The 24,037-nt window shown below is 63.2% G+C and carries 24 protein-coding genes; 18 read left to right on the top strand and 6 right to left on the bottom strand.

The features are described from left to right. Window positions 1-22 precede the first annotated feature (22 nt). Window positions 23-829, top strand: a complete 807-nt coding sequence (locus AC0Z8Z_RS05900) for an AraC family transcriptional regulator (RefSeq protein ID WP_485618366.1) — start codon at window positions 23-25, stop codon at window positions 827-829. 15 nt (window positions 830-844) lie between these two features. On the opposite strand, the gene AC0Z8Z_RS05895 is transcribed toward AC0Z8Z_RS05900, so the two are convergent. Together AC0Z8Z_RS05895 and AC0Z8Z_RS05890 are read right to left on the bottom strand one after the other, a co-directional pair. Beyond that, window positions 845-1,471 (bottom strand): glutathione S-transferase family protein, encoded by a 627-nt coding sequence (locus tag AC0Z8Z_RS05895; protein ID WP_485618364.1) that lies wholly within the window; start codon window positions 1,469-1,471, stop codon window positions 845-847. Between the two features lie 16 nt (window positions 1,472-1,487). Then, window positions 1,488-1,703, bottom strand: a complete 216-nt coding sequence (locus AC0Z8Z_RS05890; protein ID WP_122537105.1) for a DUF6434 domain-containing protein — start codon at window positions 1,701-1,703, stop codon at window positions 1,488-1,490. 145 nt (window positions 1,704-1,848) lie between these two features. On the opposite strand from AC0Z8Z_RS05890, the gene AC0Z8Z_RS05885 reads away from it, so the two are divergent. The 3 genes from AC0Z8Z_RS05885 (at window position 1,849) to AC0Z8Z_RS05875 (ending at window position 5,798) form a co-directional block, all read left to right on the top strand. Beyond that, the gene (locus tag AC0Z8Z_RS05885; RefSeq protein WP_485618363.1) at window positions 1,849-4,176 is read left to right on the top strand and encodes a putative bifunctional diguanylate cyclase/phosphodiesterase; all 2,328 of its coding nucleotides are present in this window, start codon (window positions 1,849-1,851) and stop codon (window positions 4,174-4,176) included. Further along, entirely contained in the window at window positions 4,164-5,039 is an 876-nt protein-coding gene (locus AC0Z8Z_RS05880) for a phosphate/phosphite/phosphonate ABC transporter substrate-binding protein (protein ID WP_485618361.1), read from the top strand. The genes AC0Z8Z_RS05885 and AC0Z8Z_RS05880 overlap by 13 nt, the downstream gene beginning before the upstream one ends. Before the next feature lie 480 nt (window positions 5,040-5,519). Further along, window positions 5,520-5,798 carry a hypothetical protein gene (locus tag AC0Z8Z_RS05875; RefSeq protein WP_485618360.1) on the top strand — a complete coding sequence of 93 codons (279 nt, stop codon included), beginning with the start codon at window positions 5,520-5,522 and terminating at the stop codon, window positions 5,796-5,798. 38 nt (window positions 5,799-5,836) lie between these two features. On the opposite strand, the gene AC0Z8Z_RS05870 is transcribed toward AC0Z8Z_RS05875, so the two are convergent. Together AC0Z8Z_RS05870 and gcvA are read right to left on the bottom strand one after the other, a co-directional pair. Then, a complete protein-coding gene (locus AC0Z8Z_RS05870; RefSeq protein ID WP_485618359.1) occupies window positions 5,837-6,664 on the bottom strand; it encodes an EamA family transporter in 828 nt (275 codons plus the stop codon). A 75-nt stretch (window positions 6,665-6,739) separates the two neighbouring features. Continuing rightward, entirely contained in the window at window positions 6,740-7,645 is a 906-nt protein-coding gene (gcvA, locus tag AC0Z8Z_RS05865) for a transcriptional regulator GcvA (protein ID WP_485618358.1), read from the bottom strand. Window positions 7,646-7,997: 352 nt separating this feature from the next. Between gcvA and AC0Z8Z_RS05860 the strand changes: the two genes are divergently transcribed. The 7 genes from AC0Z8Z_RS05860 (at window position 7,998) to AC0Z8Z_RS05830 (ending at window position 15,919) form a co-directional block, all read left to right on the top strand. Then, window positions 7,998-9,158, top strand: a complete 1,161-nt coding sequence (locus tag AC0Z8Z_RS05860) for a transporter substrate-binding protein (RefSeq protein ID WP_485618356.1) — start codon at window positions 7,998-8,000, stop codon at window positions 9,156-9,158. Beyond that, window positions 9,155-9,739, top strand: coding sequence for an ANTAR domain-containing response regulator (locus AC0Z8Z_RS05855; RefSeq protein ID WP_485618354.1), 585 nt, complete (start codon window positions 9,155-9,157; stop codon window positions 9,737-9,739). Before AC0Z8Z_RS05860 ends, AC0Z8Z_RS05855 begins: the two co-directional genes overlap by 4 nt. Further along, window positions 9,736-10,584: an ABC transporter permease gene (locus AC0Z8Z_RS05850; RefSeq protein WP_485618352.1), complete on the top strand. Its 849-nt coding sequence runs from the start codon at window positions 9,736-9,738 to the stop codon at window positions 10,582-10,584. The genes AC0Z8Z_RS05855 and AC0Z8Z_RS05850 overlap by 4 nt, the downstream gene beginning before the upstream one ends. After that, complete coding sequence (locus AC0Z8Z_RS05845; protein ID WP_485618350.1) at window positions 10,584-11,510, top strand: ABC transporter permease; 927 nt, start codon at window positions 10,584-10,586, stop codon at window positions 11,508-11,510. Before AC0Z8Z_RS05850 ends, AC0Z8Z_RS05845 begins: the two co-directional genes overlap by 1 nt. A gap of 26 nt (window positions 11,511-11,536) precedes the next feature. Next, the gene (locus AC0Z8Z_RS05840; RefSeq protein WP_485618349.1) at window positions 11,537-13,144 is read left to right on the top strand and encodes an ABC transporter substrate-binding protein; all 1,608 of its coding nucleotides are present in this window, start codon (window positions 11,537-11,539) and stop codon (window positions 13,142-13,144) included. An 88-nt stretch (window positions 13,145-13,232) separates the two neighbouring features. Next, a complete protein-coding gene (locus AC0Z8Z_RS05835) occupies window positions 13,233-14,180 on the top strand; it encodes an acetamidase/formamidase family protein (protein ID WP_485618348.1) in 948 nt (315 codons plus the stop codon). Next, window positions 14,177-15,919 carry an ABC transporter ATP-binding protein gene (locus AC0Z8Z_RS05830; protein ID WP_485618347.1) on the top strand — a complete coding sequence of 581 codons (1,743 nt, stop codon included), beginning with the start codon at window positions 14,177-14,179 and terminating at the stop codon, window positions 15,917-15,919. Before AC0Z8Z_RS05835 ends, AC0Z8Z_RS05830 begins: the two co-directional genes overlap by 4 nt. 16 nt (window positions 15,920-15,935) lie before the next feature. On the opposite strand, the gene AC0Z8Z_RS05825 is transcribed toward AC0Z8Z_RS05830, so the two are convergent. Further along, a complete protein-coding gene (locus AC0Z8Z_RS05825) occupies window positions 15,936-16,487 on the bottom strand; it encodes a cytochrome b (RefSeq protein ID WP_485618345.1) in 552 nt (183 codons plus the stop codon). 190 nt (window positions 16,488-16,677) lie between these two features. Here AC0Z8Z_RS05825 and AC0Z8Z_RS05820 point away from each other — a divergent pair, with 190 nt between their 5' ends. Genes AC0Z8Z_RS05820 through AC0Z8Z_RS05790 form a run of 7 tightly spaced genes read left to right on the top strand, consistent with a single transcriptional unit; the run spans window position 16,678 to window position 23,037 of the window. Further along, complete coding sequence (locus tag AC0Z8Z_RS05820; RefSeq protein ID WP_485618344.1) at window positions 16,678-17,400, top strand: thermostable hemolysin; 723 nt, start codon at window positions 16,678-16,680, stop codon at window positions 17,398-17,400. Continuing rightward, a complete protein-coding gene (locus AC0Z8Z_RS05815; protein WP_485618343.1) occupies window positions 17,390-18,871 on the top strand; it encodes an AMP-binding protein in 1,482 nt (493 codons plus the stop codon). The genes AC0Z8Z_RS05820 and AC0Z8Z_RS05815 overlap by 11 nt, the downstream gene beginning before the upstream one ends. Then, window positions 18,868-19,557: an iron-containing redox enzyme family protein gene (locus tag AC0Z8Z_RS05810; protein ID WP_485618342.1), complete on the top strand. Its 690-nt coding sequence runs from the start codon at window positions 18,868-18,870 to the stop codon at window positions 19,555-19,557. The genes AC0Z8Z_RS05815 and AC0Z8Z_RS05810 overlap by 4 nt, the downstream gene beginning before the upstream one ends. Then, window positions 19,544-20,353: an SDR family oxidoreductase gene (locus AC0Z8Z_RS05805; RefSeq protein ID WP_485618340.1), complete on the top strand. Its 810-nt coding sequence runs from the start codon at window positions 19,544-19,546 to the stop codon at window positions 20,351-20,353. Before AC0Z8Z_RS05810 ends, AC0Z8Z_RS05805 begins: the two co-directional genes overlap by 14 nt. Further along, window positions 20,350-20,991, top strand: a complete 642-nt coding sequence (locus AC0Z8Z_RS05800; RefSeq protein WP_485618339.1) for a tetratricopeptide repeat protein — start codon at window positions 20,350-20,352, stop codon at window positions 20,989-20,991. Before AC0Z8Z_RS05805 ends, AC0Z8Z_RS05800 begins: the two co-directional genes overlap by 4 nt. 10 nt (window positions 20,992-21,001) lie before the next feature. Continuing rightward, window positions 21,002-21,664 (top strand): response regulator, encoded by a 663-nt coding sequence (locus AC0Z8Z_RS05795; RefSeq protein WP_485618338.1) that lies wholly within the window; start codon window positions 21,002-21,004, stop codon window positions 21,662-21,664. After that, on the top strand, window positions 21,661-23,037 hold the full coding sequence (locus tag AC0Z8Z_RS05790) for a sensor histidine kinase (protein WP_485618337.1): 1,377 nt from the start codon (window positions 21,661-21,663) through the stop codon (window positions 23,035-23,037). The genes AC0Z8Z_RS05795 and AC0Z8Z_RS05790 overlap by 4 nt, the downstream gene beginning before the upstream one ends. 182 nt (window positions 23,038-23,219) lie before the next feature. Here the strand turns inward: AC0Z8Z_RS05790 and AC0Z8Z_RS05785 are convergent, their stop codons facing one another. Then, window positions 23,220-23,987 (bottom strand): methyl-accepting chemotaxis protein, encoded by a 768-nt coding sequence (locus tag AC0Z8Z_RS05785; protein WP_485618675.1) that lies wholly within the window; start codon window positions 23,985-23,987, stop codon window positions 23,220-23,222. Window positions 23,988-24,037 lie beyond the last annotated feature (50 nt).

Raw genomic sequence — 24,037 nt, 5'->3', positions numbered from 1 at the left:
GCACTTCATTAGTATCAATGCCATGAGCCCGACAACACGCCCGCCTCGCCCGCTCCCGCCTGAACCGGTTCGCCGTGTCGAGGCAGGCCCGTGGATGATTGAATTGCTCCCCGCCGCCGGTTACGCCACCCGTTACGTGGCGGCTCAGGCGGCGATCGGTTTCGCCTTCGAAAGCCAGCGCGGTCTGCACGCCATCGGCAGCGATCGGGTGCAGCCTTTCGATGCGTTGCCCAACGGCCTCGCGTTCGTGCCCGCCGGTTGCGACGTGTTGTCGGAGTCGCCCACGGGCGGTGAATACCTGCGGCTGCTGCGCACGGACGAGCTTGCGCTGACGGGCGACCAAGCCTTTAACAACCGCATCGATGCACAGGCGATCCCTCTGGCGATGAAGATGCGCGCCGCGTTGCTGCAGTCCTCGCCTGCGGACGACTGGGAGGGTTGGGCGCTGGCGCTGGCTGAACGGGTCGCTGACCGAAGCCCCCACGAGACGCCGCTGCAAGGCTCGATCAACGGCAGCCGGATGCGCAGGCTGGATGAGTTCATCGACGCGGGCATCGACGGGCCGCTGGGGGTGCACGCCATGGCGGACATGCTGGGGTTGTCCGAGGGGTATTTCATCCGGGCCTTCAAGAACACCACGGGCAAAAGTCCGCACAGTTACCTGATCGACAGGCGCCTGGCCAAGGCCCGGACCCTGATGCGCGACTCAACCGCGAGACTGGCACAGATCGCCCCGGCCTGCGGCTTCAGCTCCCAGGCCCATATGGCGACCGCCTTCCGGCTGCGTTTGGGCACGAGCCCGGCGAAACTGCGCAGCCAGTGGGGGTGATGACTTATTTCCCAGTCACCAGCCGTGCCGATGCAGAACCGCACTGACAACGGGATGGCGGTCAACCGTCTCTAAAGCCGAGTGAAATCCGGGCCGAGCCCCCTGCAAATGATTCCGTGCCCCGCTCCACTGGCTGACCACGCTGGCAAGCATTTCGACCGCGCCAGGTGCCTGTGGGTGCCAGGCCACCGGGTTGTCAAACACATCGCTGAATACCTCCCACTGACTGTGCAATTTGCGCCGGGCGCCTGCGACCAAGCGATCCAGTTGGTCGGGATCGGCATCAGGCAGCCACCGTTCCGGGTAGTCGATCAGGCCGATGGAGGCATAGCAGTTGGTGGTGATGTACGCCAGCGCACGGAGTTGTTGGCCACGTTCAAGGACGTCTTGAGCCAACAGGCCGGACAGCGGAAATGCCAGGCCCAGATGGGTGAGGATCGCCGCGCTCTCCGTCAGCACGCCACCGCCGGGGATGATCAGGGTCGGCACCTGCATCAACGGATTCAAGCGTTTCAACTCGTCCTGCCCTGCGCCCGCTTCCCACGAACTGGCGGGCACCAGGCGGTATTCGGCGCCGCACAGCGTGAGTGCCATCTCGATGGCGGCCGAGCCGGATCTCTCGGCCCCAAATAACGTGAACATGCGTTCCCCTCTGTCATCAGGCTTTATGGGCATGCCGGCGCTGCCATTCATCAGCCACATCGCCCAGGGTTTTGCGGGTGTCGTTGCGTATCCAGGCCATGAAGTCGCGGTCGAATTTAAAGGCCGGTCCGCACTGCCCGGTCATGAAGCGGCGCACGTTCTGGGTGTTGCGGTAATCCTGAGTCACAGGGGTGTTTCGGGAAAGCGGATCGCTGTGCCAGTCGAAAGCCATGGGATAAGTCCGAAAGGGTTGTCCTATGCATTCTAGCGGCGAAACCTGCGTTGCCATGACCGTCCATAAGTGCGCAGGAAGAAACCGTCACGGGACGGCAACAATCTGGTATTAAAGTGCCACCACCTTCTGCCGGAAGCACCCAGTGATCCCTCGATCGTTGTCCTCGCTCCGTTTCATTCAATCGCTATTGGTACTTCTCTGCGCGGCGACCTTGCTGTTCCTGTGGGGACTGCATTACCAGCAAAAAGCCTCATCTCGCGAGGAGGCGCTGGCAGCCAAGGCGGCCGAGCATTTGAATCTGGCCACCATCGCTGCCGAAAACCTGCGTCAGTTGGTCGACAGGGCCCAGGCCATCGGCGGGGTCGCCCGCAGCGATATGCAGACGTTGGGCGTGCAGCATCAAGGCCTGGTGCGGATGTTGGCCGAGGACCCGGTTTTCAAACGCATGAGCCTGTATGCCGTCGACGGCCAGTTAATCTCTGCCAGCCACAGCGATGAGCCCGCCCAATTACCTTCCCTGTGGCTCACCCAGTTGCAGGATCACTCGGCCCGGTACGGTTTCAAGGCGCTTCTACCCTCTTCCCTCGGCCCACAGACAACGTCCCTTGGGCCCAGCTGGCGTCTGCCATTCCTCTTGCCGCTTACCGATCCGTTCACCGGCAGGCTGGATAACGTCCTCTTGATCCAACTGGACATCGGCTACCTCGCGGCCCTGTTCGAGCACATCGATCTGGGCCAGAGCGGGATGATGCGGCTGATCGATAACATCGGCCGAGAGCGCGTGCGGATCAGCAGCAGCGGCGTGGTGTTCTCCGGGGCACCGATGACGCCCGAGCTGCCGGGTGACGGCCCGGTGGCGGGAATGCTGCCTCAACACTCCCCGGCCGGCCTTTTTCAAAGCCTGTACCTGCGCGTGCCACAGCGGGGTTTCAGCGTTGTCGTGAGCCAGGCGGAGGACGAAATCCTTGCGTCCTCCCTGCTCGCCTCGCGGCAGCAATTCTGGCTGAACCTGTCCATGACCGTGCTGATTCTGGGCGCCCTGTTCTGGACCTTGCGGGTGCTGCGCAAGCGTCAGGAAGCGTTCACCGCCCTTGAAGACGCCCAGCTCATCAATCAGCAACTGATCAGCCGACTGGAGGACGAACATCGCCGCAGCAGCCATGCCGCTGCGACGGATCACCTGAGTGGCCTGCACAACCGGCGCCAGTTCATGGAGCTGACCACGCAAGTACTCGCCAGGCAGCGCGGCAGGCGGCGGTTGCTGGCCATCCTGTTCATCGACATGGACCGCTTCAAATCAATCAACGACTCGCTGGGGCACAAGGTCGGCGACATGCTGCTGCAGGCTGTCGCGGGGCGCATCTCCCGCATGCTTGAACCCGGCGATGAAGCAGCGAGGTTCGGCGGTGACGAGTTCGTCATCCTGCTGGCAGGCGAGCGCAGTGAAGAACAGATCGATGGCTGGGCGCGGGCGCTGGTCGACAAGTTGTCGGCGGTGTACTCGCTCAACGACCATGAAGTCACGACCAGTCCCAGCGTCGGCGTCAGCATCTGCCCCCGGGACGGTCAGGACGTCGAAGAGCTCATTCGCGGCGCGGACGCGGCGATGTACTCCGCCAAGCGCGCCGGTCGCGGCCAGTACCGCTTCTTTGACCCGTCGCTGAACGTCGCCGACGTCGAGGAATTCATGCTGGAACAGACCTTCAGCCATGCATTGAGCCATCACCAGTTCGTTCTGCACTATCAGCCGCAGATCAGGCTCGACACCCTGCAGGTCGAGGGTTATGAAGCGCTGGTGCGATGGCAGCATCCAGAGTTCGGGCTGCTGTATCCGGACCGCTTCATTTCGATGGCTGAGCGTAACGGTTTCATCGTCGGCCTCGGCTGGGAAGTGTTGCGCCTGAGCTGCGAGGACTTGATGCGCTGGCACGCCGAGGGTAGGGCGCTGAAGGTCGCCGTCAATGTTTCTGCGATCCAGCTGCATCAGGCGGACTACAGCGACAGGTTCCTGCGGGAGCTGGCAATACGGGGCATTGCCCCGCAGTTTCTGGAGGTGGAGATCACCGAAACCTGCCTGCTCGACCCTGAAGGCCTGGCCGTTGAGCACCTCCAGCGCCTGCGCCTGGCGGGCGTGCGCATCAGCCTCGATGATTTCGGCAGCGGCTACGCAGGCTTCGCGCACCTGCAACTGTTGCCGTTGAACACGCTGAAGATCGACCGCGCGTTGATCGCCCCACTCTCCAATAGCCCCGATGACAACCCGATCGTCTCCTCCACCATCATCCTGGCCAAGCGTCTGGGGCTTGAAGTGGTGGCCGAGGGCGTGGAAACCCGGGAGCAAGTCGTGTGCCTGAAGCTGGCCGGCTGTGACATCGTCCAGGGCTACCATTTCAGCCGGCCCCTCAGCGTCGCACAGTTGCAAGAGTACCCACCCTTCATGAACCTGGTAGGCGAAGCATGCGTGCAGTGAAAGTTATGGCGGCTCTGCTGGCGAGCGTGATGCTGATCGAGCCGGCGTATGGCCAATGTTCGCAGCAGAGCCTGCGCATCGCCGTGATTCCGAAGAAAAGCATGGAGGTGCTGCTGCGCGAGCAGCAACCGCTGATAGAACACCTGCGTCGGGCGACAGGCATCCCGGTGGAGATCGTGCCCTCTTCTTCTTACGAAAGCGTGGTCGATGCCATCGTATCGGGCGGGGTGGACCTGGCCTGGCTCGGGCCGGCTTCCTACATCCTGGCGTATCAACGTGATCCGCGCATCGAACCGTTCGCCAGCCTCACCATCGCCAAAGGCTTCTTCACCCCTGCCGGCCAGCATTATCAGGCCTTGCTCGTGGCCCGCCAGGAGGTGGCCCGGCAAACCGAAGGTCTGCGCGGCAAGCGGGTGGCGCTCACGGACCCCGCCAGTACCTCGGGCAGCATCATCCCCAACGCGGAGTTCTCCGCTCGGATCGGCATGCCCCTGCCGCAGTTTTTCAGCTCGGTGGTGTACTCCGGCTCACACGACAAGTCGCTGGACGCAGTGCTGGACCGCAAGGTCGAGGCCGCCTTCGTGTCCAGTGTCCGGGTGGATGAATACCTCAACAGAGGCGTGATCAGCCGCGAAACCCTGAGCGTGTTGTGGCGCTCGGAGCCCATCTACTACGACCCGTTCGTCTTCCGTGGTGCGCTCTGCGCCGACATCAAGGCCAGGATCCGCGACGCGATGCTGGTGAATAACCAGGGCTTGAGCGGCTTTCTTGATTCCCAGGAAGCCTCGGGAATCGTCCCGGTCCGCCACGCGCAATACGCTCCGTTGCTGCAGAAGATGCAGCAGATCGCGCCGGCGCAGTGATGGAATTCGCCGAGCGCAGACTGTTTATCCGGTAGCGCCCACCCTTCACGCCCTGGAAGGGCCTTACATCGTGCCCAGCCCGACGTCAGCTTTGCGCGCGACCCCCCTGATCGACGCATCGGCGCCCTGCTCGGTGAACACGTCACGGGCGATTACCAGGATGTGTTCGTAGTTTTTTGCGCGTCAGCTCTCATTAACAACCCATTCTTGAAAAAGTGGAGCAACACCGGCTGTATCCGGATCAGTGTTCCGATGACTATGGCCGTGACTGGGTTCAGAGGACGGCACCCGAATGTAGGACCGGCTTTAGCCGGGAAGACGTCGGGCGGTACGGCGCAAATCCGGGGTGTTCGGACGGGCCCTTTCCCGGTTGAAGCCAGTCCACTAAAGAATCCGTGCACTCAGTGAGGAAGATGTATCGTTTCGGGCGCTGTCCAACCGTGTGACTATCCGCAACCAATGTGCTCCCCTGGAGGCTGAATGGATCCGCACTTGACCACCGACGACGCGGGATCACCGCCCCAGCAGGACTGGTTTTCCAACGAGCACCGCGGGCGCATCGACGAACTGATCGCCAAGCTCAAAACCAGTGACACCAAAGAAAGCGTCTCGCGCTACCACGCCATGGCCGAAGGCTATTTGCTGGGTCTGCTGGACAGCTACCACGTCAGCACAGAGCACCACGATGCCGTTCGCCAATACCTGCACAACCTGGCGATAGCGCGGTTGAAGGCCGTGAAACCCAGGCTGCGCAAATGATCCGGTGTGAGCAGCCTGGGCGAATGAGCCTGCGCCGCTCAACCGATGATGATCGTGCCCGCCGCAATGACCACGCACGACAGGATCTTGCGCGCCGTGAGCGACTCGCCCAAAAATAGATACCCGAGCAATGCCGCAAACAGCACACTGGTTTCGCGCAGGGCCGACACCGCCCCCATGGGGGCCAGGGTCATGGCGTAGATAACGATGCCGTAGGCCAGCAGCGACACCACGCCCCCGCCTAACGACGTCACCAGTCCAGGCCGGACGCTCAACAGACTGCGAACGTCGCGCAGACAAACGTACGTGATCGGCATCAACACCCCCCATAGCGCGCACATCCAGGCGGTGTAGGCCATCGGCGCACCGGACAGGCGCCCGCCAATCCCGTCCGTCACGCTATAGGCGGCGATGAAACACCCGGTGCCCAAGGCATACGGCAGGTTGGCAACGTGCAGCTTTCGGCCCTTGAACGCGAGGGAAATAATGCCTGCCGAGACCAGCGCGATGCCGATCATCGTGCCGGTCTGCACCACCTCCCCCGCAAAGATCGAAGCGCACAGGGTAATCAGCACCGGTGAAGAGCCCCGTGAGATCGGGTAAGTCTGGCCGAGGTCGCCGCTGCGGTAGGTGCGTACCAGAAACAGGTTGTAACCCACATGCAAGAGCGCCGAGAGGCCAGCGTAGAACCAGCTTTCCTGCGCCGGTGCCGGCATGAAGAAAGCCCCGATCGTGCTGACGATGGCCACCGCCACGCACATGATGGTCATCGACCAGAGCTTGTCGGTGCCGCCACGCAACAAGGCGTTCCAGCTGGCGTGCAGCAAGGCAGCGAAGAGGATCAACAGGATGATGTAAGTAGGCATGTCGGATTCTAGGCAGTGGCTCATTCGAAATTAAAGCGAAGGCTTTTCATCCGATCATGAATAAATCCTCATGGGTCAATCGTAGGAAATTCCGGCTGCGGTTGATTCTTCGAGCAGCCAGTCGCGGAAACTGGCCACGTGGGGCTGGGTTTCCACCCCCTTCGGGCACACGAAGAAATAGGCAACCGGCGAGGGAAACGGCACCTCGAACAACCTGATCAAACTGCCGTCGCGCAGCTCTTTTTCCACGTGCCCGCTGCGAACGAGGGCAATGCCCTGCCCCAGCAAAGCCGCTTCCACGGTCATGTTGGTGTCGGGAAAACGCACGCTTTCCTTCAGCGAGGTCACGCCAAGGCCTATGTTTTGAAACCACACCTCCCAATTCGGCACCAGGTCGGAGCCGTCCCGCGCCAGCAGCGGATAGCGCAACAGCTCCGCCGGTTTCCGGGGTACGCCGAAGCGCTTGAGCAGGTCAGGGCTCGCCACCGGAAAAATGTGCTCTCTGAACATGAATTCCGAATGCAGCGCGGGGTAATTGCCGCCGCCCAGACGGATCGCAACGTCCGCCTCGCCGCCGGCGAAGTTGATCGTGGTGTCCGTACCGTCCAGGGAGACGAGGATTTCCGGGTGCCGTTCGGCCAGATTGGGCAAGCGCGGCAACAGCCATTTCAGCGCGAAGGAGTAGGTCGTGCTGACCTTGAGCCTGACGCGGCCGTTCTCTTCGCGAAGGTCTGCAAGCGTCGCCTCCAGGTTCATGAAAAACGTCCTGACAATCGGCGCCAGCGCCGCTCCGGCGGGCGTCAGTCTCAACGTCTTGCCGCGCTGAAACAGCTGCACGCCCCAGATATCTTCGAGATTTTTCAATTGGTGACTCACCGCACTTTGGGTCACGTGCAGCTCCTCGGATGCGGAGGTAAAAGTCCCGTGACGGGTGGCGACTTCGAAAGCGCGCAAGGTGGCGGTGGGTGGCAGGTCTCTCATTTCACCGAGCCTCTACAAGCAGAGCGGTAGCCGCTCCGATCATGAATGACGGCTCATGGTAGAGGATTTGTTCAGCGAACGGGTGCAGTGCGTCAGCTTACCCGCCCTGCTCCGCTTTGAGGCTTGATCGCAGGCGAGCGCCCCGCGGCGGAGCATTCCTGGCGAGGCAATCGACGATGAGGCTCGTTACGCCGGGGGAATTCACTTGGCACGCTTATTTCATGCCTAAAGCAAACGACAAGCCGGACTTAGGTCCTTAAGTCTCGTCCACATACGCGCCTCGAATGCGCCAGGTATCGAAGCCTGATCGACCCCTACCGGGTTGATCGGGCTTTTTTTATGGATGCTGTTCATGCCGAACCTTTTGACTCCCGACCTGCGCCCCACCGTTCACGTTGGCTTCCTGCTCTCGACCGAAGGCACCTATCGGCGCATGGGCCGCAGTGCCCTGCTCGGGTTGCAGGACGCGCTGGCCGAGATCAACGCCGACGCCCGGCGCAACGTGAAACTGGAAGCCATTTGCGTCGACCCCCAAGGCGATCCGGCACGCTACAGCAGTGGCGTCGCGCAGCTGCTGGGTGCGGGCGTCAGACACATCTTCGGCACCACGCTGTCGGCGAGCCGCAAGGAAATCATCCCGGATCTGGACCAGCACGGCGCGCTGCTCTGGTATTCAAGCCCCTACGAAGGCTACGAAAGCAGCGAGAACGTGCTGTACCTCGGCGGATGCCCGAACCAGACGCTGCTCCCGCTGCTGCGCTACGCCCTCGGCCAGTTTGGTCGGCGGGCTTTTTTGCTCGGCTCTAATTATGTGTGGGGCTGGGAAAGCAACCGTATCGCCCGGGAGGTGCTGGAAGCCAACGGCGCTGAAGTGCTCGGGGAAAAGTACTGGCACCTGGGCGCGACCGGCTTCGACACGCTGATCGAGGGGCTCATTCAAGACCCGCCAGCGTTTGTGCTCAACAACCTGGTCGGCGAATCCTCCTACGCGTTTCTGCAGCAACTGGATCGGGCCTGCGCGCGCCAGGGCCTGCGCCTGCCGGTGCTCAGCTGCAACCTGACCGAAGCGGAGCTCGACGGGGTCGGTCCGCTGCAAGCATTGCGTCTGCTGTCCTGCGGGCCGTTTTTCGAAACGTTGAACCCGGCTTTTTGTCAGGGACAGCAGCGCCATGGCCCGCGCACCTGTTCGCATTACTACACCAGCGCTTACACGGCGTTGAGGGTGTTCGCCGATGCTTTGCACGCCAGCGACGATGCGTCGCCCAAAGCGATCTGCGAGCACCTGTACCGACACCCTGTCGCCTGCGTCCTCGGCACTGTCAGCCTGTCGGCGCGCAATCATCACAGCGCGCTGGCCAGTCATATTGCCGAACTGCGCGGGGGACGCTTCGAAGTCGTGCACTCGGCGCCCCACCCGATCGCCGCCGATCCCTATCTCACTGTTACGGATGTACACGCCGACGTGGTGGACCGACACGCCACTCCGGCGCCGCGCTTGAGGATCGTCAAATGAACACACGCGCCTTTCCTGCTTTCGACCAGGGACACCTGCTGCTGATCGACTGCGATGAACGCAGTCAGGCCAACCTGGGCAAGAGCCTGCACCGCCTGGGGATTCACTCGCAGGTGCTCGATCACGACGGACCGTGTAACGCACAGGGCTGTTTCGCGGCGATCCTTGAAATCGAGCATTTCGCCAGTCCGCTGGCCGTTGAGGCGCTGAATGAGGCCAGCATTCCCATCGTCGCGCTGACGGCTCACGAAACCCTGTCGCAGATCCAGCGCGCACTGCAGCTCGGCGCCACGGCGTTGCTGAACAAGCCCATCAGCCAGGGCTCGGTCTACACCACGCTGATGATGGCGGTGGGACTGCGTGACCGTCAGCGCGCCGATGCCGAACAACTCAACGAGCTGCAACAGCGGCTGGCGCTGCGTCCGCTCATGGCCCAGGCCCTGGCGCGCTTGATGGTGACCCAACGCATCAACGAGGCGACGGCGTACGAGCGTTTGCGCAGTCTGTCGATGCAGCTCAACCGGCCGATCGAAACACTGTGCGTCGACCTCCTCGCGGCGCGGGACGAGGACCGCGCATGAACACCCTCAAGGCCCTGTTGCGTCGACCTGCCGTGGCGGTTTCGCTGGTGTTTATCGTCACCGTGGTGCTGCTCGCGGCGCTGGCCCCGTGGATAAGCCCCTTCGACCCCGATGAGCAATTCGTCGAAGGCCTGACCCTGGAAGGCGCACCTCTGGCTCCGTCGACGCCGTACTGGATGGGCACCGACCTGCTTGGCCGTGACCTGCTGTCGCGGTTGATCTTCGGCGCGCGCACCTCGCTGTTCATCGGTGTGCTGGCCAACGGGCTGGCGGTGCTGATCGGCACGCTGGTGGGCCTGACTGCCGGTTTCGTCCGCGGCTGGCTGGGCAGCGTGTTGATGCGCCTGACCGACCTGATGATGGCCTTCCCCGCTTTGCTGCTGGCGATTGCCCTCTCGGCGATTTTCCAGCCGAGCGTGTGGATCGTTGCCATGGTCATCGCGATGGTCAACTGGGTGCAGATCGCCCGGGTGATCTATGCCGAAACCGTGGCGCTCAGTGCGCGTGATTTCGTCGCCGTGGAGCGCACCCTGGGCGCCAGCTCCCTGCGCATCCTGTTCTCGCACCTGTTGCCCCATCTGCTGCCGACCATTCTGGTGTGGGCGACGCTGGGGATTTCCACCACCGTTTTGCTGGAAGCCACCTTGTCGTACCTGGGCGTGGGCGTACAACCGCCGACGCCGAGCTGGGGCAACATCATTTTTGAAAGCCAAACGTACTTCACCTCGGCGCCGTGGCTGGTATTCATTCCGGGGGCAGCGATCATCCTGCTGTCCCTGGCGTTCAACCTGGTCGGTGACGCGTTGCGCGACGAACTCGACCCCACCCTCAAGGGGCGTCGCTGATGCTGCCGTTCATTTGCCGCCGGGTGGGTTACGCGCTGCTGATTCTGCTCGGCGTGACCTTCATCACCTACCTGTTGCTGTTCCTGCTGCCCGCCGACCCCGCGCGGCAGATCGCCGGGCGCAGCGCCACGCCTGAGGTGGTCGCGGCGATTCGGGCGCAACTGGGGCTGGACCTGCCCTTCTATCAGCAATACCTGAGTTACGTGGGCAACCTGCTCCACGGCGACCTTGGACGCTCCTACATCCAGCGCACGGCCGTCAGCGAACTGATCGGCGCGCGACTGCGCCCGTCCCTGGAACTCATGGCCGCTGGCATCGGCTTCGAGCTGTTGATCGGCATCAGCCTGGGCATGCTCGCGGCGCTCAAGCGCGACAGCTTCGCTGACAAATTGCTCATGGCGTTCTCCTTCGTCGGTGTGTCGGCCCCGCAGTTCATCGCCGCCATGCTGTTTCTGTACTTCTTCGCCGTGCAACTGGGCTGGTTCCCGCTGGGGGGCTATGGCGGCGCCAGCCACCTGATGCTGCCGGCGCTGACCCTCGGACTGCTCGGCAGTGGCTGGTACTCGCGCATGGTTCGCTCTTCGATGATCGAAGTGTTGCACCAGGATTTCATCCGCACGGCACGGGCCAAGGGCCTGAGTCGTGCGCGGATAGTGTTCGTGCACGTGCTGCCCAACGCGATCGTCCCGGTGATCCCGATGATCGGCATCGACATCGGCGTGTTCATGGGCGGGCTGGTGGTGGTCGAGTCGGTGTTCGGCTGGCCGGGCATCGGGCAGCTCGCCTGGCAGTCGATCCAGCAAGTCGACATTCCGGTCATCGTCGGCGTCACCACACTGTCGGCGGTGGCCATCGTGCTGGGCAACCTGCTGGCGGATCTGGTAATCCCGCTGGTGGACCCGCGCATCGACATCAAGCAGCACTGAATTCATCAACACAACGGGGCACAACAATGAAGATCAACGCGCTGACCCTGGCCGTGGCGGCCACGCTGTTTACCACGCCACTGTGGGCCGACACGCCGAAAAGCGGCGGCGATGTGGTGGTGACCTACCAGAACGATGTGGCGACCCTGGACCCGGCGATCGGCTACGACTGGCAGAACTGGTCGATGATCAAAAGCCTGTTCGGCCGTCTGATGGACTACAAGCCCGGCACCACCGAGCTGGTGAAAAGCCTGGCCGAGGACTACAGCATTTCCCCGGACGGGCTGGTGTACAGCTTCACTTTGATCAAGGGCGTGAAATTCCAGAACGGCCGTGAACTGGTCGCCAATGACGTCAAGTACTCCCTGGAGCGTACCGTCAACCCGAAGACCCAGAGTCCGGGCGCCGGTTTCTTCAGCTCCATTGTCGGCTACGAAGACGTGACCGGCGGCAAAAGCACGACCCTCAGCGGCATCAAGGTGGTCGACGACCAGCACCTGACCATTACGCTCAGCGCACCGAACGCGACCTTCCTGCACATCATGGCGATCAACTTTGCCTCGGTGGTGCCCAAGGAAGCGGTGGAGCAATGGGGCGCCGACTTCGGCAAGCATCCGGTCGGCAGCGGCGCGTTCAGCCTGGCCGAGTGGAAACTGGGGCAGAAGCTCGAACTGGTGAAGAACCCGAACTACTTCCAGAAGGGCCTGCCCTACGTCGACAAGATTACCTTTGAAATCGGCCAGGACCCGACGGTCGCGCTGCTGCGCCTGAACAAGGGCGAAGTGGACATTGCCGGCGACGGCGTGCCGCCTGCGCAGTTTCTGCAGTTCAAGAACGACCCGGCCTCCAAACAATTGCTGGTCACCGGGAATCAGCTGCAGACCGGCTACGTGACGCTGAAAACCACCCTGCCGCCGTTCGATAATCTCAAGGTGCGCCAGGCCATCAACATGGCCATCAGCAAGGAACGCATCGTGCGCATCATCAATGGTCGCGCGGTCCCGGCGAACCAGCCGTTGCCACCGGCGATGCCCGGTTATGACACCCAGTACAAAGGCCTGCCCTACGACGTCGAAGGCGCGAAAAAGCTGCTGGCCGACGCCGGTCTCGCCAAGGGTTTCGACACCGAGCTGTACGTGATGAACACCGACCCGCAGCCGCGCATTGCTCAGTCGATCCAGCAAGACCTGGCCAAGGTCGGCATCCGCGTGCAGATCAAATCCCTGGCCCAGGCCAACGTGATTGCCGCCGGCAGCTCCAAGGATCAGGCGCCGATGGTGTGGTCCGGCGGCATGGCCTGGATCGCCGACTTCCCGGATCCGTCAAACTTCTACGGCCCGATTCTCGGTTGCACCGGCGCGGTCGAAGGTGGCTGGAACTGGTCGTTGTACTGCAACAAGGCGCTGGACGAACGCGCCGCCAAAGCCGACGCCATGGCCCGCCCGGAACAGCAGGCCGAGCGCACCGAAGCCTGGAAGAAGATCTTCACCGACGCCATGGCCGACGCGCCGTGGGTGCCGATTTTCAACGAGCAGCGCTTCACCGTGCGCTCCAAGCGCATGGGCGGCGACGACGCGCTTTACGTCGACCCGGTCCACGTGCCGGTCAACTATGACTACATCTGGGTGAAGTGATTTTGCGCTGGCCTGTTCCCGGCAAAGTCTGGGGCACAGGCCACTGCTTTCCCTCCCCGATAGCCTGTTTGCAACGAGGACCGCACCCATGTGCCAGAACTGCCTGGTCAAGACCATTCACAGCGTCAACAGCCACTTCGGCTGGGACCGCAGCTTTACCCCGGTCGAGCGCGTGGCGCCCGGCACCACCCTGCAGATGAACTGCCGGGATTCGTCCAACGGCTATTTCACTGCGCAATCGCAAGTGGCCGACGTCAGCGTGATGCCCTTTGACCAGATCAACCCGGTCACCGGGCCGATCTACGTGGAAGGCGCAGAGCCTGGCGACATCCTGAAGATCACCCTGGACAGCTTCAAGCCCGGCGGCTTCGGCTGGACCGCCAACATCCCCGGCTTCGGCCTGCTCGCCGACCAGTTTCAGGCGCCCGCCCTGGCCCTGTGGCATTACGACACGCAAACCCTCGCCCCCGCCGCCTTCGGTGATTTCGCCAAAGTGCCGCTCAAGCCGTTCGCCGGCACCGTGGGCGTGGCGCCGGCCGAAGCAGGCCTGCATTCCATCGTGCCGCCCCGTCGGGTCGGCGGCAATCTGGACATCCGCGACCTCGCGGCCGGCAGCGTCTTGTACCTGCCGGTGGAAGTGGCCGGCGCGCTGTTTTCCATCGGTGATACCCACGCGGCCCAAGGGGATGGCGAGGTCTGCGGCACCGCCATCGAGAGCGCCATGGACGTGGTGGTCACGCTCGATCTGATCAAGCAAACGCCGCTGACAACGCCGCGTTTCAGCACCCCCGGCCCAGTGACGGGGCACCTGGATAGCGCCGGCTACGAAGCCTTCACCGGCATCGGCCCGGACCTGATGCAGGCCGCGCGGCAGGCCGTCGCCAATACCATCGACTGGCTGTGCCGCGAGCACCGCATGCCGGCGGAACAGGCCTACATGCTGTGCTCGGTGTGCGGGGATTTGCGCATCAGCGAAATCGTCGACTTGCCCAACTGGGTGGTGTCGTTTTACTTCCCGAAAGTGGTGTTCCAGTGAAACCAGACGATCAGGCGAGTCTCTCGGTGGAGCGGCTGAGCATCGACGTCGGCGGCGGTGCCTCACGGCGTCGGGTGGTCGAGGAGCTGAGCTTCGCGCTTTACCCGCGCCGTACCCTGTGCATCGCTGGTGAATCCGGCAGCGGCAAATCGCTGTCGTCTCTGGCGATCATGGGGCTGTTGCCCAAGGCGGCCAGCGTCCCCAGCGGCGCCATTCTCTTCGACGACCGCGACCTGCTGAGCCTGCCGGAGCGCGAGCTGCAACGCCTGCGCGGCAAGCGCATCGGTATGATTTTTCAGGAGCCGATGACATCGCTGAATCCGCTGCTGACCGTTGGCCAGCAACTGGCGGAAACCCTGCGCCGGCATGAAGCACTGAATCGCAGCGAGATTCGGCAGCGCTGCCGGGCCATGCTCGACGCCGTGCGCATGCCCCAGGTCGACAAACGCCTGACCCAGTACCCCCATGAACTGTCCGGCGGCATGCGCCAACGGGTGATGATTGCCATGGCGATGCTCTGCCAGCCGGAGATCCTCATCGCCGACGAGCCGACCACTGCGCTGGACGTGACCATTCAGGCGCAGATCCTTGAGCTGATGCGCGAGTTGCAGCAGCAGTTCGCGACCAGCCTGTTGCTGATCACCCACGACATGGGCGTGGTCGCGGAAATGGCCGATGAAGTGGTGGTGATGAATCAGGGCCGCATGGAAGAGCGCGGCTCCCTGCATCAGGTCTTCACTGATGCGCAGGCGCCGTATACCCGCAAACTGCTGGCCGCCGTGCCGGTGCTGGGCAGTGCGCCGCCGCCTGATGTAATGACCGAACAGCCAGTGGTGCTCGCGGTCAAGGACCTCAGCGTGCGCTTTCCTCTGCGCCACGGCTGGTTCGAAGCGCCGCGCACGGTGCATGCCGTCGAGGGCGTGAGTTTCGAGCTGCGTCAGGGCGAAACCCTGGGGCTGGTGGGCGAAAGCGGCTGCGGCAAATCCACCACCGGCAAAGCCTTGATGAACATGCTCAGCTATCAGGGCAGCGTCAAACTGCTGGGGCAGGAACTCAATGGTTTGCAGGGCGACGCGCTGCAGCGGGTGCGCCGCGACGTGCAGATGGTCTTCCAGGACCCGTACGCGGCATTGAATCCGCGCAAGACCGTGTTCGATCTGGTGGGCGAGCCGTTGCTGATTCACGACAAGATGCCCGAGCCCCAGCGGCGCGAGCGTGTCGCGCAATTGCTGCAACAGGTCGACCTGCCACGGGACACCCTGGAACGCTATCCCCATCAGTTTTCCGGCGGGCAACGCCAGCGAATCTGCATCGCCCGGGCGTTGGCGCTGAACCCCAAAGTCATCATCGCGGACGAATCGGTCTCGGCGCTGGACGTGTCGGTTCAGGCGCAAGTGCTGGAGTTGCTGGAACGGCTGCGCGCCGAGCATGGATTGAGCTACCTGTTCATCTCCCACGACATGGCCGTGGTCGAACGCATCTGCCACCGCGTGGCGGTGATGTACGGCGGCCGCATCGTTGAAATCGGTGCGCGTGACCAGGTGCTGCACAACCCGCAACACCCCTACACCCGACGTTTGCTGGCGGCAGTGCCGGTGCCCGAAGTGGGCCGGCGAAGGGATTTTAAGAGCCTGCTCAAGGAGCTGGAACGGCCTGACCCGATCAAGGCAGCGGATTTCGTTGCGCCGGAGCAGCGATTTTCGGCGGTAGCCACAGATCACTGGGTCGCGGTGGAGTGATAAAAGCCGTGACCGCTTAAGGCTTTTCCGCCGCCCACGGCAGCATGCGGCGCAGGGTGTTGTCGCGGACAACATAATGATGAAAGAGCCCTGCTGCCGCGTGGACGCCGATCAACCAATAGCCCAGGTTGCCGGCCCATTCGTGCCAGCCTTTGATTTGTCTGGCCAGATCGGGGTCGACGGCCAGGGGTGACAGGAGGAAGAAGCCGAAGTACGGCATCGGCTTGCCAGCCGCCGACAGCATCAGCCAGGCCAGCACCGGTGTCGCGATCATCAGTGCGTAAAGCAGCCCATGAACGAGGCGGGCCATCCCGAGCTGCCAAGTACGAGGGGCCGGCGTGATCGGCGGCGCCTTGTACATCAGTCTGCCCAGCAGACGCAGCCAGACCAGTGCAAATATCGACAGACCAAACATGCCGCGCAGCCCTAGCAACAGCGAGCGCAGCGTGCTGCCCCGGGGTACGAAGCCCTTCAGCTCGATGCAGGCGTAAACGCCGACGAACAGCGCCAGCATCAGCCAGTGCAGGGACATCGACAATCTGGCGTACCGGTGTGGGGTTGAATTCATAGTGGGCGCTCGCTGGGTGGGAAGGATGTTGTTGAACTGCTCCGCACCATGGGGCCGCTGTCTTAAGGCAGTCTGAAGACGTCGCGCAGATCGCCAGGAAAGCCGGACCCGGCAAATTTCTCACCTTCAGACTTCGTTAAGAATCGACCCCGATACTCCACCCCATCACCACTGGGGAGGAGCCACACCCATGCCGGGTCTGGACTGGAATAACCGATTACCACCGAACTCAATGCCGTCCGGTGCGCTGCCTCTGGATTTCCTGCCCATGGGATTCGGCGCTGCGCAATCACCGGCCCTCTCGCTCAATCGTGCGCTGTCTCAGGAGCCCCTGCGCGACGCCTACGAGACGTTCATCCAGCATCGCTTCCGCCAGGCGCACAACGCCGAGATCCGTAGCTTCATGCCCGAGCTGTTCGGACTCCACGACAACAGCGGCACGCTGTGTGCCGTGGCCGGCGTGCGAGTGGCGAGCTCCGGCGCACTGTTCCTGGAACACTATCTGGACCAGCCTGTCGAGCAGATGATCGAAGCCAGTGCCGGCAGGCCCGTGGACCGTCAGGGCATCGTCGAAGTGGGCAACCTCGCCGCCAGCAACCTGGGCAGCGCGCGGCTGAGCATCATCACCGTGACCTGGCTGCTCGCCATGAGCGGCCTGGAATGGGTGGCCTTCACCGGCAACGCCGGGCTGGTGAACAGCTTCAATCGCCTCGGCCTGCGCCCCGTCACGCTTTGCGTTGCCGACCCTCTGCGCCTGGGCGAAGACCGGCACGCGTGGGGTAATTACTACGCTTCTCAACCCAGCGTGCACGTCGGCGACATTCGCTCCGGGTTCCTGCATTTGAGCAGCAGCGGCGTGTTTGAACGCTTCGGTCTGCCCCTGACCCTGGAGGACACCTGCCATGTCGCCTGAACTGACCGGCTTCCGCCAGCGCATCGCTGATCTGGCGCTCGGGCAGCCCGATGCGTGCGCGCTGTGGGGCGATGACCTGAAATTGAGTTATGCCGAACTGGACGCAGAAATCAATCTGCGCCAGGAGAGGCTCAAGGACCTCGACGCCAAGGTCGTTGCCCTCGCCCTGGAGAACGGTCCGGACCTGCTGATCTGGGACCTGGCGATTCTGTTCGCAGGCCTGGCCTGTGTGACGCTGCCACCGTTTTTCAGCGCCGCGCAGCGCCTTCATTGCCTGGAGCAGAGCCAGGCTGACGTGGTCATTGCCGACGACGACTACGCCGGTGAACTCGCCACCTCGGCGTTCCGTCATGGCGGGGGGGTCTGGTTGCGCGTGAACCGTCAGCCGTCGCCCCTGCCCGTGGGCACGGCGAAGCTCACCTTTACCTCCGGCACGACCGGCACGCCCAAAGGCGTCTGTCTGGACGCCGCAAGCGTGTTGACGGTGGCCATGGAGGTGCAGCGCGCCAGCCAGTCTCGCCAGCCCGCCCACCACCTTTCACTGTTGCCTCTGGCGATTCTGCTGGAAAACGTCGGCTGCTACGCCGCGCTTTACGCCGGCGCGATGCTGAGCCTGCCAAGCCAGCGAACCCTGGGCATTCAAGGGGCCAGCGGCGTGGAGTTGCCGCGTCTGCTGTCAACCTTGGCGGTGCGCCAGCCCCACAGCCTGATCCTCGTCCCGCAGCTGTTGCTGCTGCTGGTCAGCGCCTGCGAGATGGGCGTTTTCAACCCGGCAGCGCTGCGTTTCATCGCGGTGGGCGGCGCCAGAGTCAGCCATGAACTGTTGCTGCGCGCCGAGACCCTTGGCATTCCGGTGTACGAAGGCTACGGCCTGTCCGAGTGCGCGTCGGTCGTCGCTCTCAACCGCCCCGACGCCAACCATCCCGGCAGCGTCGGCAAACCGCTGCCCCATGTGCAGATACGCCTGGCCGAGGACGGTGAAGTCCTGATTGGCGGGTCGCGGATGCTGGGCTATCTCGGCGACGCGGAACCCACACCGCAGTGGTGGCCGAGCGGTGATCTCGGCGAGTTTGACGCCAACGGTTACCTCTACCTTCACGGGCGCAAGAAGCATCAGTTCGTGACCAGTTACGGTCGCAACGTCAACCCTGAGTGGGTCGAGGCCGAACTGACCCAGCGTGGTCAGATCGCTCAGGCATTCGTCTACGGCGAAGCCCTGCCGCGCAACCATGCGCTGCTGTGGCCACTGCGCCCGGACGCCACCGACTCGCACCTGCACAGCGCTGTCGAGCAGGCCAATCAGGCGCTGCCGGACTACGCACGCGTCCACACCTGGACGCGTCTGGAGCAGCCTTTCACCGCCGCCAACGGCATGGCCACCGCCAACGGCCGACCCCGGCGCGACGCCATTCTGGCTAATTACCGACATCTGTTCACTGAACCCACGCGAGCAAAGGACCTTCAATCATGAGTTTTTTCGACACCCTGCAAGACGCCACCCGCACCGAGCGTGAGACCTTGTTCAATTTGCCCGTCATCCATCAGGCGCTGCACGGTGAGGTCTCGCTGGAAAGCTATCGCGCCTTCCTGACTCAGGCGTATTACCACGTGCGCCATACCGTGCCGTTGATGATGGCCTGCGGCGCCCGGTTGCCGTCGCGACTGGAATGGCTGCGTGGCGCGGTGTGCGAGTACATCGAAGACGAATACGGCCACGAGCAGTGGATCCTCAACGACGTGCGCGCCTGTGGCGGCGATGCCGAGGCCGTGCGCGACGGTACGCCCGGCCTGCCCATCGAACTCATGGTCGCCTACCTCTACGACCTCATCGCCCGGGGCAATCCGGTGGGACTGTTCGGCATGGTCAACGTGCTGGAAGGCACCAGCATCGCTCTGGCGACCCATGCCGCCGGCAGCATTCAGCAGCGCCTGGCACTCCCGGCCACTGCCTTCAGTTACCTGAGCTCCCATGGCAGCCTCGATGTCGGCCACATGGAAACCTATCGCACGCTGATGGACCGTCTGGAAGATCCGGAGGATCAGGCGGCTGTGATCAAGGCTTCGAAAGTGGTCTATGGCTTGTACACCGACATGTTTCGTCAGTTACCCCTCGCCCAGGCCGAACCGGTGAAGGAATTCGACCATGCGCCTGTCTGAAGCGCGCGTTGTGCTGACCGGCGCCAGTGGCGGCATCGGCATGGCCATTGCCCAGGCGCTGTGCAGCCAGGGCGCCGAAGTACTCGCCGTCTGCCGCCATCAAGAGCCGCTGTCGCCGTTACAACAGCAGTATCCGCATCTGTTGCACTGGGTGAAGGCCGATCTGACCAGCGCCGAAGGCCGTCAGCACGTGCTGATGACGGCGCAGGCGATGGAAGGGGTCAACCTGCTGATCAACGCCGCCGGTGTCAATCATTTCGCCATGCTGGAACATCTGCCAGGGGACGAGATCGATTCGATGCTCGACATCAACCTGAACGCGCCAATCCAGCTCACTAGCCTGCTGTTGCCGCTGCTGCGCCAGCCCAACCGCGCCATGGTGGTGAACGTCGGCTCGACCTATGGCTCGATCGGCTATGCCGGTTACGCCACGTATTGCGCGAGCAAGTTTGCGCTGCGGGGGTTTTCCGAGGCGCTGCGACGTGAGCTGGCGGATACGCGGGTCGGCGTGTTGTACGTCGCCCCGCGCGCCACCCGCACCACGATGAACAGTCCCGCCGCGCGCGCGCTCAACTCTGCCCTGAAAACTGCGGAGGACGATCCGCAGACGGTCGCCGCCGCCGTTGTCCGTGCGATCGCGGGGAATCAGCGCGAGCTTTATATGGGCTGGCCAGAACAGTTCTTCGTCCGACTCAACAGTCTGCTGCCCGCCGTGGTGGATCGTGGGCTGCGCAAACACCTGCCCCTCATTCGCCGATTCAGCAGCGCCACTCACGAAAAGAGCACCAAGCCATGAAACGTTTACTCGTCGTACTGCTCGCCACCCTCGCCCTGCCCGTGTGGGCACTGGATGCACCGGACCAGCAACGCCTGACCGGGATCCAGCAGGAGTGGGCGCGGATTCAATACCAGTTGCCGGAAGACCAGCGCGTCGCGGCATTTGAACAGTTGGCCGCCAAGTCCTCCGCCTTCACCCAGCAGCGTCCCGCCGTTGCAGAGGCATGGATATGGTCGGGCATTGTCATCAGCAGTTGGGCCGGTGCCCAGGGCGGACTCGGTGCATTGAGCAAGGTGAAAACCGCGAAGGCCGATCTAGAGAAAGCCATGACGCTGGACCCCAATGCCTTGCAAGGCTCCGCCTACGCCAGCCTGGCTGCGCTTTATGATCGCGTGCCGGGATGGCCCATCGGCTTCGGCGACCCGGACAAGGCCCAAGCACTGCTGGAGCAGGCGCTGAAGCTCAATCCCGATGGCGTCGATCCGCTGTACTTCTGGGGCGATCACCTCTACCGCCAAGGCCACTATGCTCAGGCGAAGGCAGCGCTGGAAAAAGCCTTGCTCGCCGCGCCCCGGCCCGGCCGCGAAGTCGCGGACAGTGGACGCCGTAAAGATATCCAGCTATTGCTGGTGGACATAAACAAAAAACTGAAATGACGGAGCGTTCATGCGCTTGCTGTTGGTGGAAGACGATGTGGCCCTCGGTGAGGGCATTCATCAGGCGTTGAGTCGCGAAGGCTACACGGTGGACTGGGTGAGAGATGGCGCCAGCGCCCTCCATGCCTTGTTGAGCGAAGTCTTCGACCTGGCCATTCTCGATCTCGGATTGCCCAGGCTGGACGGCCTGGCGGTGTTGCGGCGGGTGCGTGAAAGCGGCTCGGCCCTGCCGGTGCTGATCCTGACGGCACGGGACGCCACCGAGGACCGCATTGCCGGCCTCGACGCGGGGGCCGACGATTACCTGATAAAGCCCTTCGATCTGTCCGAACTCAAGGCACGCCTGCGGGCGCTGTTGCGTCGCAGTGCCGGGCGCGCGCGGGTCACGATCGAGCACGCGGGCATCCGCCTGGACCCGACCACCCAGCAAGTCACTTACAAAGATGAACCCGTCGCCCTCACCCCCAAGGAATACCAGCTGTTGTACGAACTGCTCTCGCCTCCGGGCCGGGTGATGACCCGCGAACGCTTGATGCAGTTGCTGTACGGCTGGAACGAAGAAGCAGAGAGCAACACCCTCGAAGTGCACATCCATCACCTGCGCAAGAAGTTTTCCAGCGAGCTGATACGCACCGTGCGCGGCGTAGGCTACCTGGTGGAGGATCGCCCGTGACGTCGATCCGTCGCCGCACGCTGACCCTGATCCTCGGACTGGTGTTGATCGGGCTGCTGATCCTGACGCTGGTCAACCTCCATGACAGCAACCACGAAATCGCCGAAGTCTACGATGCCCAGCTCGCCACCAATGCCCGGTTGCTGCAGGGCGTCATGCGCATGCCCCTGGCGCGGCAGGAGCACGCGCAGTTATACCAGTCGTTCAATGAGGCCCTGGCTCAAGCCGAGCCCCGAATCGACGGCCACCCCTACGAGAGCAAAATCGCCTTTCAGGTCTGGGACCTCCAAGGCCGGCTGCTGGTGCACACCCCCAGCGCGCCAAGCCTGACTCGTGCGCCCCAGTACACCGGCTTCAGCGACATCAATGATCTGGGCAAACATGAGTGGCGCACCTTCGTGCTCAGGGACGAGCAACACGACCTGCTGATCTGGGTCGGCGAGCGCGACGACGTGCGCTCGGACCTGGTCAACCGCATCGTTCGCCACACGGTGATCCCCAACTTGATCGGCAGCCTGCTGCTGATGGGTGCGATCTGGCTGGCCATTGGATGGGGACTCAAGCCGCTGGCCGATCTGGCCGCCACGCTGCGCGGTCGTCATCCGGGCTCGCTCGAACCCTTGCAACTGGCGCCGCTGCCCAGCGAACTGGAACCCATGCAAGCGGCCCTCAACAGATTGCTCGGACAGATTCAGGAGGTGCTGAGCCGTGAACGGCGCTTCATCGCCGACGCCGCCCATGAAATGCGCACCCCGCTGGCGGTGCTGCGGGTGCATGCGCAAAACGTGTTGGAGGCACGCGACGGGGCGCAGCGTGACCAGTCCCTCAGTTACCTCATCGTCGGCGTTGACCGCACGACACGGTTGGTCAATCAGTTGCTGACCGTCGCGCGCATGGAACCGGGTGCAGGCGAGGTGCTCACCCGCGATGCCGATCTCGTTGCGGCCGTACGCGAAAGCCTGGTGCAAATGACGCCGTGGGTATTGAGCCGGGGACTGGAATTGGTGTTCGACTGCGATGAACCTTGCCTGACGGTGCGAACCGACTTCGCCGCTATCGACATTGCCCTGCAGAATCTGGTCACCAACGCCGTCAATTTCTCGCCTGCTGGCGGGCAGGTGATCGTCGCCCTAGCCGTGAGCCATGGCTATTTCCAGCTCAGTGTGGCGGACGAGGGCCCTGGTATTGACGAAGCCGAACGGGGGCGTCTTTTCGAGCGGTTCTACAGCCGCGGTAACGATCACGGCGCAGGGCTGGGCCTGACCATCGTGCAATCGATTGCACGACGCCTCGGCGGTGAGATCACGCTGGAAAACCGCGAAGAAAAAGGCTTGCGCGCGACGCTATGTGTGCCAGCGGACAGACAGCCTTGAGCCGGTGTATTCACACCGGCGTGGTCTGAGCGTTTCGTTCACCAAGGCACATTGCTACCGGCGCTTCGCCGTGAACACGGGTCGCGGTGGAGTGAGCGCCGGGCAGCAGGCCGAAGCACGAACGGGCTTTGCTGGCTATTCGGATATTCGTAGGCCATCCCTGGCCCATGGCTTGATCGGTGTCAGAACTTGAAGCGTCCCACCAATCCATTGAGCTGACCGGAAATGTCGGTCAAACGACCCGAGCCCGCCTGCGCCGTGTGGGCGAATTCTTCGACCAGTTGCGCGTCAGTGTGGATCTGGGCGATGTGGCGGTTGATCTCTTCGGCTACCTGATGCTGCTCTTCGGCAGCGGTGGCGATCTGAGTGTTTTGATCACGGATGGAATCCACGGACGTGCGGATCTTGTCGAAGCTGTCCCGGGCCTGCTGGATGCACTCGACGCTGCTGTTGGAGACCTCCAGACTGCCGCGCATCTGCACCGTCACCTCTTGGGTACGCCTGGCCAGGTTGCCGAGCAGGCTGTCGATCTCACCGGTGGAATCGGCGGTGCGTCGTGCGAGGGCGCGAACTTCGTCGGCCACCACCGCGAAACCCCGGCCCTGATCCCCGGCACGCGCTGCTTCGATCGCTGCGTTGAGTGCCAACAGGTTGGTCTGCTCGGCGATCGAGCGGATGGTGTCGAGAATGCCGTTGATGTTCTTGCTGTCCTGCTCAAGCAGCTGCATGGTCTCGGTGGACTGTTGCAGCTCCCTGCTCAGTTTCAAGACGCTGCCGTTGGCTTCGCTGATGTGTTGCTGCCCGGCGTGTACGTCGCGATAACCGGCGTCGGCGCTGGACGCTGCCTGGCTGCAGGAACGCGCCACTTCGTTCGCCGTGGCCACCATTTCGTTGAACGCGGTGCTCACCAGTTCAACCGCCTCGCGTTGACGCCCGGCCGCCTCGTCCATGTTGCGCGCGACTTCGCGGGTGTCCGCCGCTGCGCTCTGCAGGTCCGAGG

It is taken from the genome of Pseudomonas sp. 1L-C-7-B-C1 (assembly GCF_057291635.1).
This window is presented reverse-complemented; position numbering and strand designations above follow the sequence as displayed.

Coding starts and splice junctions, on each gene's coding strand:
- AC0Z8Z_RS05820 (WP_485618344.1), top strand. CDS start 16,678: ATGCCGGGTCTGGACTGGAATAACCGATTACCACCGAACTCAATGCCG.
- AC0Z8Z_RS05860 (WP_485618356.1), top strand. CDS start 7,998: ATGCCGAACCTTTTGACTCCCGACCTGCGCCCCACCGTTCACGTTGGC.
- AC0Z8Z_RS05810 (WP_485618342.1), top strand. CDS start 18,868: ATGAGTTTTTTCGACACCCTGCAAGACGCCACCCGCACCGAGCGTGAG.
- AC0Z8Z_RS05825 (WP_485618345.1), bottom strand. CDS start 16,487: ATGAATTCAACCCCACACCGGTACGCCAGATTGTCGATGTCCCTGCAC.
- AC0Z8Z_RS05800 (WP_485618339.1), top strand. CDS start 20,350: ATGAAACGTTTACTCGTCGTACTGCTCGCCACCCTCGCCCTGCCCGTG.
- AC0Z8Z_RS05840 (WP_485618349.1), top strand. CDS start 11,537: ATGAAGATCAACGCGCTGACCCTGGCCGTGGCGGCCACGCTGTTTACC.
- AC0Z8Z_RS05870 (WP_485618359.1), bottom strand. CDS start 6,664: ATGCCTACTTACATCATCCTGTTGATCCTCTTCGCTGCCTTGCTGCAC.
- AC0Z8Z_RS05850 (WP_485618352.1), top strand. CDS start 9,736: ATGAACACCCTCAAGGCCCTGTTGCGTCGACCTGCCGTGGCGGTTTCG.
- AC0Z8Z_RS05805 (WP_485618340.1), top strand. CDS start 19,544: ATGCGCCTGTCTGAAGCGCGCGTTGTGCTGACCGGCGCCAGTGGCGGC.
- gcvA (WP_485618358.1), bottom strand. CDS start 7,645: ATGAGAGACCTGCCACCCACCGCCACCTTGCGCGCTTTCGAAGTCGCC.
- AC0Z8Z_RS05845 (WP_485618350.1), top strand. CDS start 10,584: ATGCTGCCGTTCATTTGCCGCCGGGTGGGTTACGCGCTGCTGATTCTG.
- AC0Z8Z_RS05855 (WP_485618354.1), top strand. CDS start 9,155: ATGAACACACGCGCCTTTCCTGCTTTCGACCAGGGACACCTGCTGCTG.
- AC0Z8Z_RS05900 (WP_485618366.1), top strand. CDS start 23: ATGAGCCCGACAACACGCCCGCCTCGCCCGCTCCCGCCTGAACCGGTT.
- AC0Z8Z_RS05785 (WP_485618675.1), bottom strand. CDS start 23,987: ATGGACGAGGCGGCCGGGCGTCAACGCGAGGCGGTTGAACTGGTGAGC.
- AC0Z8Z_RS05835 (WP_485618348.1), top strand. CDS start 13,233: ATGTGCCAGAACTGCCTGGTCAAGACCATTCACAGCGTCAACAGCCAC.
- AC0Z8Z_RS05880 (WP_485618361.1), top strand. CDS start 4,164: ATGCGTGCAGTGAAAGTTATGGCGGCTCTGCTGGCGAGCGTGATGCTG.
- AC0Z8Z_RS05890 (WP_122537105.1), bottom strand. CDS start 1,703: ATGGCTTTCGACTGGCACAGCGATCCGCTTTCCCGAAACACCCCTGTG.
- AC0Z8Z_RS05815 (WP_485618343.1), top strand. CDS start 17,390: ATGTCGCCTGAACTGACCGGCTTCCGCCAGCGCATCGCTGATCTGGCG.
- AC0Z8Z_RS05795 (WP_485618338.1), top strand. CDS start 21,002: ATGCGCTTGCTGTTGGTGGAAGACGATGTGGCCCTCGGTGAGGGCATT.
- AC0Z8Z_RS05895 (WP_485618364.1), bottom strand. CDS start 1,471: ATGTTCACGTTATTTGGGGCCGAGAGATCCGGCTCGGCCGCCATCGAG.
- AC0Z8Z_RS05875 (WP_485618360.1), top strand. CDS start 5,520: ATGGATCCGCACTTGACCACCGACGACGCGGGATCACCGCCCCAGCAG.